Below are 11,413 nucleotides of genomic sequence, written 5' to 3'. Positions count from 1 at the left end.
AGAGGAGCTACGGCCCGTCTCGAAGAGCCGCGCCGCGGCCCCACGGGCCAACCCGACCGCGACTCCCCCCAAATGCTTGAATTGCCGCCCCATGGCAGCCACCCTTGGACATTGTCCCAAGGAATATCCCCATGTCCCTCGCCGACCTCACATCGCTGCCCGGCGTCACCGCCACGCCGGACGCTGCCACCCACGGCTTCGTGTTCAACCACACTATGATCCGCGTGCGCGATCTCGTCGTCTCGCTGGACTTCTACACACGCGTGCTCGGTTTCACGCCGGTCTACAAGCACGTTTACGAAGAGGCGAAGTTCACCATCGTCTACCTGGTCCTGGTCGGCGACCGCAGCGTGATTCCCGACGACGACGCGGAGCGCAAGCGCTGGGCGCTGGCGCAGCCGGGCGTGCTCGAGCTGACCCATAACCATGGGACCGAGACCGACGCCGACTTCGCGTACCACAACGGCAACAGCGAACCGCGCGGCTTCGGGCACTTGTGCGTCAGCGTGCCGGATGTGAATGTCGCTTGCGCGCGCTTCGAAGAGCTCGGCGTCACCTTCCAGAAGCGGTTGAGTGATGGCCGCATGCGGCACATCGCCTTTATCCGGGATCCCGACCAGTACTGGATCGAGATCCTCCAGCCTACGCCGCTGACCGCCTGAGGCCGGGGACCACCATGCCGACCAACCTGCCTCCGGTGACGCGCAACCTGCTCATTGCCAACGTCCTGGTCTTCGCCCTTCAGTTCCTGCTGCAGGACGAGAACACCCTGGCGCTCTCGCAGTGGTTTGCGCTGTGGCCGGTGGGCCATGACATGGCCATCGACGTGGGCAATGGCAACATCGCCGGCATCGGTTTCCGCCCGTGGCAGCTGATCACCTACGGCTTCATGCACGGGTCGGTCATGCACATCCTGTTGAACATGTATGCGTTGTACATGTTCGGTGGGCTGATCGAGCGGGTGATGGGGCAGCGTCGTTTCATCATCTACTACTTCACCTGCCTGGTCGCGGCGTCGCTTGCCCAGCTGGCCATCGTGTACTGGTTCGAGCCGGGCCGCGTCTTCCCGACCGTCGGTGCATCCGGTGCGATCTTTGGCCTGCTCGGCGCTTTCGCGATGCTGTTCCCGCGCGAGAAGCTGATGATGATCCCGATTCCCATCGGTATCCCCGCGTGGCTGTTCGTCACGCTCTACGGCCTGGCCGAACTGTTCTTCGGCGTCACCGGCACGTTGGCGGGCGTGGCCCATTTCGCCCACCTGGGTGGGCTGTTCGCGGGCTTGTTGTTGCTCTGGGCGTGGGGCGTGCGACCGCCACCACGCCGCTGGTCCTGACCCTCAGCGCAGGGAAAGGAAGTCCGGGCTGACCACGAATCGCACGGCATCCAGACGCAGGCGCGCGTTGGGGATAGCCGCGAGCAGGGCATCGCGTTCGGCGGCGATGGCGGCGACTTCCGAGGCCGCGATGGACGGGTTCACGGCGCGCAGCGCCACAAGGCGTGCGTGCTCGGTGTCCAGCYCGAGCTTCGCGGCGTCGATCGCTTCGTACTTGAGCAGTTCGGCGCGTCCCTCGGCGAGGTCGAGGGCGTGTTCGAGCATCGGCGGAACCAGCTTCGAGAGAAACTTTCGGAAGCGAGCCACCTCGATATTGCGATCCGTCGCCTTGCGCAGCGCAACGTCGCTCGGACGGAAGCCCGGGCGTTCCGACAGCTTGGTATCCACCGCAACGACGAGCGGTGTCGCGGGCAGGAAGCGGCCGGCGTCCAGCGCGCGATCGGCGATGATCTCGAGCACGTAAACGGTCTGTAGCAGGGCGGTGCGTACGGGCAGGGCATCGTCGACGAGGAACGCGGCGTTGCCCGTTTCGCCGCTCACCAGCAGGTCCACCGCGGCGTAGACCATCGGGTGGTCCATGCGCAGCAAGGGCAGGTCTTCGCGGGCAAGTGCGACGTCGCGCGAGAACGTTACCGAAAGCGGGCCATCGGCAAAGCCGGGCAGGCCGTCGGTCGACAGGTACTGCGGGTCGAGCAGCACGATGTCGGGTGCGAGTTCTTCCGTATGCACGCCGTAGGTTTCGAACAGGCGCTGGATGAAGGCATCGCGCGCTGGATCCTGGTCCTCGCGGGCGAAGCTGGAGGCGAGGTCATCGGCATGTGGATCGCGGCTGGCGGCCAGTTCGAGCAGATGGTCGCGACCGGCGTGGATGAGGGCGGAGAGCTCCTCATGCGCGCCACGGGTTTCCGCGATGAGTGCGTCGAGTTCCTGGTCGCGCGAATCGTCCTCGCGGGCGTGTTCGTCGGCGAGGTTGGCGAGCAGCTCGCCGAAACGGCGAAGCAGTTCGCGGCCATCGGCGGGGCTCGAACGAAACGCGTCCAGGCCCTCGTCGTACCAGCGGGCCAGCACGTGCTGCGCGCTCTGCTCGACCACGGGCACGTGCACGACGATGTCGTGACGCTGGCCGATACGGTCGAGGCGACCGATGCGCTGCTCGAGCAGGTCCGGATCCAGCGGGAGATCCCACATCACCAGGCGGTGGGCGAACTGGAAGTTGCGGCCTTCCGAACCGATCTCGGAACACAGCAGGAGGCGGGCGCCGTCTGGCTGCGCGAAGAACGCCGCGTTGCGATCGCGCTGCACGATGCCGAGGCCTTCGTGGAAACGGGCGACGCCTACGCCGCTCTTCGTGCGCAGTGCGTCTTCGATCGCCAGCACCTTGGCCTGGCTGCGGCAGATGAGCAGGAATTTGTCGGACGGGTGCGCGTCGAGCAGGTCGATCAGGGCTTCGAGGCGCGGGTCGTCGTTGTAATCGAACTCGAGGTGCGCCGCGGCGTTCTGGATGTCCGCGCGGAACTCGGCGAGGAGGGCATCCCGGCGACCGGCGTCGAGCGTCTCGGGGTCGATCGCGAGAATCTCCGGCACGCGGCGCGGAAACCCGCCGATACCGGCGCGACGGTTGCGGAACATCGCGCGGCCGGTGCCGTGACGGTCGATGAGTGCGGCAAGCAGCTCGGCGTGGGCGTCGTCGCGCGTCAGCAGGCCGGCCAGCTCGCGGTCGCCCTTGAAACGGGCGTCGAGCAGGGTGCGGTGCTCAGAAGAGAGCGGCTTGCCGTCGGCGAGCGCGTTGGCGACTTCGGACAGTTCACCGAATTCCGCCGATTCGGCAAGGTAGGCGTCAAGGTCGCTGTAACGCTGGGGATCCAGCAGGCGCAGGCGGGCGAAGTGCCCGGCGCGGCCCAGCTGTTCCGGCGTGGCGGTGAGCAGGATGACACCGGGTGTCGCCGTGGCCAGTTCTTCCACCAGACGGTAGCGAGGGCTGGCGGCTTCGGGAGTCCATTCGAGGTGGTGAGCCTCGTCGACCACCATCAGGTCCCAGCCGGCCTCGGCCAGCTGGCGCGCGCGCTTCGGTGCGGATTCGAGGAACGCGAAGTCGGCGATGACCAACTGGTCGTCCTCGAACGGGTTACGCCCGTCGTTGGACTGCTCGATGGCTTCGCAGCGCTCTTCGTCGAAAATGGCGAACGACAGGTTGAAGCGACGCAGCAGTTCGACGAACCACTGGTAGACCAGGGTTTCCGGCAACAGCAGCAGGACGCGGCCGGCGCGGCCGGCGGCGAGCTGGCGCGCCAGGATCATGCCCGCTTCGATGGTCTTGCCCAGGCCCACTTCGTCGGCGAGCAGCACGCGGGGCGGTCGACGTGCGGCGGCGATACCGGCCACGCGCAGCTGGTGCGGGACCAGGCCGATGCGGGCCGACTCGAGACCCCATGCCGCCGAACGGCGGGCATCGGCACGACGGCGCAGGGCATCCAGGCGCAGGTCGAAGCTTTCGTTGGTATCGGTACGGCCGCCGATGAGGCGATCGTCGGCTTGCGAAAGCGCCTGCTCGTCGTCGAGCTGGCCTTCTTCCAGTTCACGCCCTTCACCGCGATACACGAAGAGGCCTTCGCGTTCTTCGATGCGTTCGACGAGGAAGGCGAGGCCCTTGCCCGACACGCGCTGGCCGGCGCGGAATTCGGCGCGGATCAGCGGTGCGCTGTCGGTGGCATAGGGGCGCAGCACGCCCGCTTTGGCGAACAGGACCTGCACGCCGCGTCCTTCGACGCGAAGAATGGTGCCGAGGCCGAGCTCGGGTTCGGCGGTGGAGATCCAGCGTTGACCAGGTTGGAACATGCGGTAGGGAGCCAAGGACATCAGGGGGCGCCAATTATCCGCCCCCGAGGGCGCCCCTGCCTACCTTTGTTTTACCTCAGGTTTCGGCCCAACGCCGCAACAGGTTGTGGTAGACGCCCGTCAATTGCAGGATCGATGCCTGGTCGGCGGCACTGGCGGAGAGGTTGCGGATGGCCGTGTCCAGCTCCAGCAGCAGCCTTCGCGCACTGTCGTCGCGCACGAGGCTCTGCACCCAGAAGAACGAAGCGATGCGTGCGCCGCTCGTCACCGGCGTGACCTTGTGCAGGCTGGAGGAGGGATAGACGATGGCGTCCCCGGCGGGGAGTTTTACTTCATGTTCGCCGTAGGTATCGCTGACGATGAGTTCGCCGCCGTCGTATTCCCCCGGCTCGCTGAGGAAGAGCGTGCAGGAGATGTCGCTGCGCACCTGGACATCGCTGTCGCCGGTGGCCATGACGGCACCGTCGATGTGGAAACCGTATTCGCCACCGCCTTCATAGCGATTGAATCGCGGTGACAACGTGCGCAGGGGCAAGGCGGCCGCGTGATACAGCGGATGCCGCGCGAGGGCCGCGACGACGATCCCGCCCAGTTCGCGGCGCAGCGGCGACGCGTCGGGGAGTTGCAGGTTGCGCTTCACCTTCGCGCCCTGTGGACCGACGGTCTGTCGACCGTCGGTCCATTCGGCAGCCTCCATGGCGCCGCRCATCCCGGCGACCTGTTCCTTGCTCAGGACCTCGGGAATATGCAGCAACATGGCGGTGTTTCCTTCTGTCGATCAGAAACGAACGTTCGCGGTCAGCATGGCCGAGCGCGGCGTGGACGGGGTATAACGATAGCCACTCTTGTTGATCGCGGCCACGTAGTTCTTGTCGAACAGGTTGTACACGTTGAGCTGCAGGTCGAAGTTCTTGTTGACCGGGTAGCTGGCCATGCCGTCGAACACCCAGTACGCACGGGTATAGGCCGGGGTGCCCACGGCGCCGTCGGTGCCGCGCTGAAGAGAGCCCGAGTAACGCGCGCCGCCGCCGATGGTCAGGTCGAACGGCAGGTGATACGTGACCCACGAGGTAAACGCCTTCTTCGGCGTATAGGCCAGGTCGTCCGAGCCGTTGGCGGTGACGCCCGGGCCGTCCTTGACGGTGGCATTCATCGTGGTGAAGCCGGCGCTGATCGCGAGGTCGTCGGTCAGCTTGCCGACCGCGTTGATCTCCACGCCCTGCACACGCTTCTTGCCCACCTGGTAATAAAGCAGGTCGGTCGGATCCTGCACGACATCGTTGGTCACCGTGGTGCTGTAGAGCGCGCCAGTGAGCAACAGCTTCGAGCCGAGCAGGTCCCACTTCGTGCCGATTTCGGCGGTGCGTGCCTTTTCCGGATCGAAGTTGGGATTGTCGGCGCTGTTCGCCGCGGAGGAGAGCGTGAGCGTGTTGCCGCCCGGAGGCTGCTGCGACTGCGCGAAGTTGACGTAGATGCTGCCATTCGCGGCGGGCTTGTACAGCACGCCGATTTTGTAGTTCATCAGGTTGTCGCTGACGCTGGTATCCACGCCCGGGACAATGCTGCCGGCAGGCAGCCGGCCGCAGACAGGACCGTTACGTGCACCGCAAACCACGAGGCTGGAGAAATCGGTCTTGTAGTGGTCCATGCGTACACCGGCGTTCACCTGCCAGTGTTCACCGAACTTGAATGTGTCGAAGAAGTACGCGCCCGCCGTGTTGGTCTTGCCGTTGCTGAGCGCACCGGTCTCGCCGTACTTCAGGCCGCCGACATCGGAGTCGGGGTGATACAGGTTGGCAACGGGCCAGGTGCTGCCGTTGAGCGGGCCCATGCCGATGGTGCGAGCTTCTTCGGACGTCAGTTCGATACCGGTGCTGATGTCCTGCGTGAAGCCACCCGCGTCGATCGATGCGGTCAGGTTGGTCTGGTTGGTGGCGATCCGGTTGGACTGGTGCTTGAACGTCGGGTTGCTACGCGTGATCGTCCAGGTGGACGGGTCCAGCGGGTTAGGCGTCGCAAGATTCGCCGTCGCGCCCATGAACGACGTCAGAAGGTAATCCTCCGTCGTACGGCCCCAGCGCGACGTATTGTGCAGGGCGACCTTGTCGCTGAAGTCGTGTTCGACCAGGACCGTGAACATGTCCTGGGTCACGTGGTCGTGATCCTGGTTCGTGCCGTAGTAGTTGTTCGGGTCGACCTTGGCGGCGTCATTGAGGAATGCGCGCGCGTCGGGACTGCTGTAGCCCGGCAAGCCGATGGTCGGCACGCCGCCGTCGGGAACATTGTTCTGCTTGATGTGCAGGTAGTCGATGTACACGCGGGTGGGCGTGCCCAGGCCGAAGGCCAGCGAGGGCGCAAAGCCCCAGCGGTTGTTCTCGATATCGTCGCGACCGTAGACGTTGCTCTTCTGGTCCATCACGTTGAGGCGAACCGCAGTGGTTGCGTCGAGCTGCTGGTTGATGTCGGCCGTACCGCGGCGGCGCTGGCCGCTGCCGCCCTGGAGCGAGCCGGATTCGCCATCGCCCAGTACCGCCTGCTTGGTCACCAGGTTGATCGCGCCGGTCGGCGCGGTGCGGCCGTATTCGGTGCCATCCGGACCCTTGGTGACTTCGATCTGCTCGATATTGAAGACGTCGCGTGACACGGTGCCGGTGTCACGCACGCCGTCGACGAAGATGCTGCTCGACGTATCGAAGCCGCGCATATAGATCGCGTCGCCCGTGTTGGTCGCGCCGTTCTCGCCCACGTAGAAGGTGCCAACGCCCGGGCTGTTGCGCAGGGCTTCGGTCAGCGTGGTCGCACCCTGCTGCTTCATCAGCTCCTTGCCAATCACCTGGATGGTTTGCGTGGTGTCGAGCAGGGATTGGGTGAATTTCGGCGAGGACACTTTGTCGACGCGGAAGTCGCTCGAGCGGTCGGCGTCGACCTGCATGCCGGGGAGTGCCTGGACGTCGCTGGCCTTGGCCTGCTGCGGCGGTGCGTCGACCGTATCGCTGGCGACGGCGGCATGCGCGAAAGTCAGGAGGACGGCGGCACCGACGGTGCGCGCGGCAGGAGCGGCGTGTTTGCGGCTCTTGATGAAGGCCATGGGTGATTCCCTTGCGAGGCAATGAACAAAATGGGTCGGCAGACCGAATCGGGCACGAGTTCGCCCGACGCGGGCCGATGGCTCACGGTGGTCGACTTCATGGGTGCCCTGACTGACGGGTCGTGCACGGGCGTTAGCCCGATGTGACGCATATCGTAAGGGTAATGAGAATGATTCGCAATCTAAAGCGAAGCTTTACCTCAGGCGGTCCAGGCGAAGCCGCTCGCGGTCATCGCGCAGCCGGGCGACAGCGCCGTAAGCCGTACCGACGGCAGCCATGCAGCTGGCCCCGGTCAGCAGGATCAGCAACAGGATCTGGTACTTCACGGCCTCGACGGGATCGGCGCCCGCCAGCAACTGGCCCGTCATCGTCCCCGGCAGGGTAATGACACCCGCCGCAGCCATCTGGTTGATGACCGGCACCATGGCCGTGCGGATGGATCGGCGCAGGAGCGGCGCCGTGGCCGTGCCGAAGGTCGCGCCAAGCATCAACTGGGCCTCGATCGCGTCGCGTTGCTGGCGCACATTGTCGAGAACACCCGCCAGCGCGATGCTCGCCGCATTGAGAATGCTGCCCAGCAGGATGCCGACCAGGGGAATGGCGTAGCGCGCGTCGTACCACGGGTGCGGACGGATGGCTGTCAACAGCGCAAAGCACGCCGTCARCAGGACGATGCCCAGCACGTTAGGTAACGCCACCAGGACATTTCCCCCCACCAGTCGGCGCACCGGACGGACCGCGACTTCGCGGACGGCGACCAGGGACATGGCCAGTACAAGAATCGCGGTCAGCCACGGCGAATGCCCCGCGAACACGTAACGGAGCAGGTAGCCGACGGCGACCAGCTGGACCACCATGCGCACCGAGGCGATCAACAGCGCGCGATGGAAGYGCAGGCGCAGCCCGATCGACAACGCGGCGTCGACCACGAGGAGAAGGGTGGCGATCGCGATGTCGCCGGCGTGCAGGGAGATCGGCGTCATGTGGCAAGGACTCCGCCGGCCTGCATATGAAGTGTGAGTTCGCCCACACGATCCGCCTGCGCGGCGTCGTGAGTCACCCAGATAGCCGTGGTACCGGCGGCGAGCCGCTTGGCGATCAAGGCTTCGACGGCTTGCGTGGAGACCGGATCCAGCGACGCCGTCGGCTCATCGAGCAGCAGCAGCCGCGGCTCGGCGAGCAGGGCGCGGATCAGTGCGAGACGCTGGCGTTCACCCGTGGAGGCTTCTTCGATAGAGCGCTCGAAGAGGGCCGGGGGGACGAACAACGCGGCCCCGAGTGCTCGCCACTCCGCTTCGCGTTCCTGGGGGAAGTGTTCGGCAACCGTGTCCGCCCACCAGCCGCTGCGGGCGGGAACCAGCGCCACCAGGCGCCGCCAGTCCGGCGCGGAAAGCGATGCCCGGTCGATCCCGGCGAACATGATCCTGCCCTCGTTGGGATCCAGGTCCGCGATCATGCGGAGCAGAAGCGTTTTTCCGGACCCGGACGCGCCCGTCAGGGCGAGGCACTGGCCCCCCGCCACGCTGAAAGTGAAAGGACCCACCAGGGTGTTGCGCAGTCCTTCTACGATTAGGCTCATGATAGGTTCCGTATGGGAGCGAGCACAGGCTGCCGGCCGCGCCTTAGGGCATGCTTACGGGCAGGTACTAAGCAAGGCATAAGGCCGGCACTCCGATAATGGCACCGGGCTGCCGTTTCCGTAGACACGTCCCGTCGCACGGATGCGATACCCGAAGCTTTCGTCCGCCATGGAGGACTTGGATCGTGAACATCATTGTCGTCGAGGACGACATCCGTCTCGGCACAGCGATCAAGCGCGCGCTCGAGCACCTCGCCTATACGGTGACGTGGCTGCGCACGGGCGTGGAAGGTCTCGAAGCACTGCGCGACCAATCCGTCGACCTCGTGCTCCTCGACCTGGGGTTGCCTGAGAAGGACGGCATCGAGGTGATTACCGAGGCGCGCCGTCTGAAGGTCAAGACGCCCATCCTCGTCATGACGGCGCGTGACAGCATCGAGTCCCGCGTACGTGGCCTGGACGCGGGCGCCGACGACTACATGACCAAGCCGTTCCACCTCGACGAGCTCGCAGCGCGTATCCGGTCGCTGGCTCGTCGTGCCCAGGGACTGGCCGATAATCACTTGGAATCGGGTGCGCTTTCGCTCAACCTCAGCACGCTCGAGGTGACGTACCAGGCGCGCCGCATCGAGCTGACCCGGCGCGAGTTCGCGTTGCTCCGCATGCTGATGGAACGCCACGGCAAGATCGTTCGCCGCGAGTCGATCGAGTGCTCGGTGTACGGCATGGATTCGGACGTCAGCCCGAATGCGCTGGAGGTCCTCGTCCATTCGCTGCGGCGCAAGCTCAGCCCCGATGCGATCCGGACCGTGCGTGGCTTCGGCTACATGGTGCCGCGGGACCTCTCGTGAATCCCCGGAAGCAGAATCGTCATCCAGTGGACAGCAACGCATAAGGTAACTAAGGCATCGTTGGCGACAGACTTCCCGAGAGCCCTTCATGTCTCCTGTCGTGTCGCTGTCACCTCCATCGCCAAGCGAGCCCGCTCGTACACCCATGCACGGGAACGCAGCGCTCATGCGACGACGCGTCGCGGCCTGGCTCGCGCGCCATCTGGTCGCTCCGGCGAAGAACCTGGTGGGTGCAGGCGAGCTTCCGGCATCCGGTATCCAGCGCATCCTCATTTGCCGCCCCAACCACCGGCTGGGTAACACGTTGCTGCTGACGCCGTTGCTGGTCGAGATAGAGCGGCGTTTTCCCGGGGCAGAAGTGGACCTGCTGTCGGCCGGACCGGCAGCCCATGCGGTGTTTCGTGGCTTCGATATCGTCGGCGACTGCACCACGCTCGACCGTCGCGCAGCGCGGCGTCCGTTGGCGACGATCGGTGCATTGCGCAAGTTGCGTTCGCGCCGCTACGACCTGGTGATCGATGCCGCGGCGGGATCGTCGTCGGGACGTATTGCCAGCGCCATGGCGAAGGCACGCTTTCAGCTACGCACGGATGCCATGCCGACGGATGGCATGGCCATGCATCTGGCGGCCCGACCGGTCCAGGCACTGCGCTGGGCACTGGGCGTCGCCGTCGGGGACGAGGTTCCCCGGCTGGACGTGCGCCTCACCGATGTGGAACGACGAAGTGGCCGCGACGCACTCGCACGCGTGCTGCGTGATGCGAACGAGCGAGGCTTGCCGGTGATGGCGATCTTCCCCAATGCGACCGGGTCCAAGCGCTTGCCCTCCGACTGGTGGAGTGTCTTCACGACCGAACTCGTTGCCCGGACCGGCGACACGTGCGTCGTCGAACTGGTTTCCGCCGACGGCCAGTCGCGTCTGGGCGGTGGCTTTCCGACGTACTACACGAGTGATCCGCGCAAGCTGGCGGGATTCATCGAGGCGGCAGGCACCTATATCAGCGCGGATTGCGGCGTGATGCATCTTGCCGCAGCGACCGCCGCGACGACGGTCGGTATTTTTGGGCCCACTGATCCTGCGCGTTATGCGCCCTATGGTCGGAACAACGTCGCCATTGCCTGCGACGACGGATGCCCGCGCGGCGCAGCGTTGAGAGCCGCCGCACATCTGGCTCGATGCAGCTCGTTGTAGGAGCCGATTCATCAGCGATAGCCAGGTTGCCGCGCACCCCATCGCCGCTAAAGCGCCTCCTCCAAAAAGCAGGTTTCAGAGCAAGAAAAAAGGTTCATCGCGGAATTCCGGGGACGCTGCAGGGGGCGGTTCACTCGCTTCGCGAGTGCATGTTTTTAGCGGCTCGCGCCGCCGCTTGCTTGGGTGGTGAGGCGCAGAGCCTTCGGTGCCCACCCTCGCTGCTCAGACACGTCCTCCGCGTTTCGTACCGGAAAGGCCGCTGCGCGGCCGTTTGCTTATTTGGCCTGCGGCCGCTCCACTTGTGCGGAACTCGCCTCGAGGGTGGGCACCGAAGGCTCTCCCGAACCCTGAGGTTCGTGCGGGTCGAGCCGACGGAGCAGCGCCGCTCCGGCTACTGGCTCGTCGGCATCGCCAAACGGTCGACCCCAGCGCGCTGAGATCGTCCGCGAGTCAGCGCAGCGGCGAGGAAAACGCTCGCCGCGCCGGAAATGACGTATCTGCACGACCGCCGTAACGGTCCGCTTGGGCGGCCAC

General features: G+C 65.6%; 9 protein-coding genes. 4 read left to right on the top strand and 5 right to left on the bottom strand.

The window, feature by feature from the left end; translation table 11 throughout:
• Positions 1 to 131: 131 nt before the first annotated feature.
• Both gloA and AC1DSN_RS11915 read left to right on the top strand, forming a co-directional pair.
• A complete protein-coding gene (gene gloA / locus AC1DSN_RS11920) occupies positions 132 to 662 on the top strand; it encodes a lactoylglutathione lyase (RefSeq protein ID WP_477296263.1) in 531 nt (176 codons plus the stop codon).
• A gap of 14 nt (positions 663 to 676) precedes the next feature.
• Positions 677 to 1,333 carry a rhomboid family intramembrane serine protease gene (locus AC1DSN_RS11915; RefSeq protein WP_063571997.1) on the top strand — a complete coding sequence of 219 codons (657 nt, stop codon included), beginning with the start codon at positions 677 to 679 and terminating at the stop codon, positions 1,331 to 1,333.
• A 3-nt stretch (positions 1,334 to 1,336) separates the two neighbouring features.
• Here the strand turns inward: AC1DSN_RS11915 and rapA are convergent, their stop codons facing one another.
• The 5 genes from rapA to AC1DSN_RS11890 form a co-directional block, all read right to left on the bottom strand.
• Complete coding sequence (rapA, locus tag AC1DSN_RS11910) at positions 1,337 to 4,168, bottom strand: RNA polymerase-associated protein RapA (protein ID WP_477330831.1); 2,832 nt, start codon at positions 4,166 to 4,168, stop codon at positions 1,337 to 1,339.
• Between the two features lie 76 nt (positions 4,169 to 4,244).
• Positions 4,245 to 4,925: a Fe2+-dependent dioxygenase gene (locus AC1DSN_RS11905; protein WP_477330829.1), complete on the bottom strand. Its 681-nt coding sequence runs from the start codon at positions 4,923 to 4,925 to the stop codon at positions 4,245 to 4,247.
• A gap of 21 nt (positions 4,926 to 4,946) precedes the next feature.
• Positions 4,947 to 7,256: a catecholate siderophore receptor Fiu gene (locus AC1DSN_RS11900; protein WP_063573368.1), complete on the bottom strand. Its 2,310-nt coding sequence runs from the start codon at positions 7,254 to 7,256 to the stop codon at positions 4,947 to 4,949.
• 195 nt (positions 7,257 to 7,451) lie between these two features.
• Positions 7,452 to 8,240, bottom strand: coding sequence for an ABC transporter permease (locus AC1DSN_RS11895; protein WP_477330827.1), 789 nt, complete (start codon positions 8,238 to 8,240; stop codon positions 7,452 to 7,454).
• Positions 8,237 to 8,836, bottom strand: coding sequence for an ABC transporter ATP-binding protein (locus AC1DSN_RS11890; protein WP_477296135.1), 600 nt, complete (start codon positions 8,834 to 8,836; stop codon positions 8,237 to 8,239). Before AC1DSN_RS11890 ends, AC1DSN_RS11895 begins: the two co-directional genes overlap by 4 nt.
• Positions 8,837 to 9,021: 185 nt before the next feature.
• Here AC1DSN_RS11890 and AC1DSN_RS11885 point away from each other — a divergent pair, with 185 nt between their 5' ends.
• Both AC1DSN_RS11885 and AC1DSN_RS11880 read left to right on the top strand, forming a co-directional pair.
• Positions 9,022 to 9,687: a response regulator gene (locus AC1DSN_RS11885; RefSeq protein WP_477296134.1), complete on the top strand. Its 666-nt coding sequence runs from the start codon at positions 9,022 to 9,024 to the stop codon at positions 9,685 to 9,687.
• Positions 9,688 to 9,853: 166 nt separating this feature from the next.
• On the top strand, positions 9,854 to 10,879 hold the full coding sequence (locus tag AC1DSN_RS11880) for a glycosyltransferase family 9 protein (protein ID WP_477296133.1): 1,026 nt from the start codon (positions 9,854 to 9,856) through the stop codon (positions 10,877 to 10,879).
• Positions 10,880 to 11,413 lie beyond the last annotated feature (534 nt).

The sequence above is a fragment of the Luteibacter sp. P4_D7_3 genome (genome assembly GCF_056401735.1).
This window is presented reverse-complemented; position numbering and strand designations above follow the sequence as displayed.

What these genes read in the sequence shown, in the direction of transcription:
- gloA (WP_477296263.1), top strand. Translation starts at nt 132, where the DNA reads ATGTCCCTCGCCGACCTCACATCGCTGCCCGGCGTCACCGCCACGCCG.
- AC1DSN_RS11915 (WP_063571997.1), top strand. Translation starts at nt 677, where the DNA reads ATGCCGACCAACCTGCCTCCGGTGACGCGCAACCTGCTCATTGCCAAC.
- AC1DSN_RS11900 (WP_063573368.1), bottom strand. Translation starts at nt 7,256, where the DNA reads ATGGCCTTCATCAAGAGCCGCAAACACGCCGCTCCTGCCGCGCGCACC.
- AC1DSN_RS11890 (WP_477296135.1), bottom strand. Translation starts at nt 8,836, where the DNA reads ATGAGCCTAATCGTAGAAGGACTGCGCAACACCCTGGTGGGTCCTTTC.
- AC1DSN_RS11880 (WP_477296133.1), top strand. Translation starts at nt 9,854, where the DNA reads ATGCGACGACGCGTCGCGGCCTGGCTCGCGCGCCATCTGGTCGCTCCG.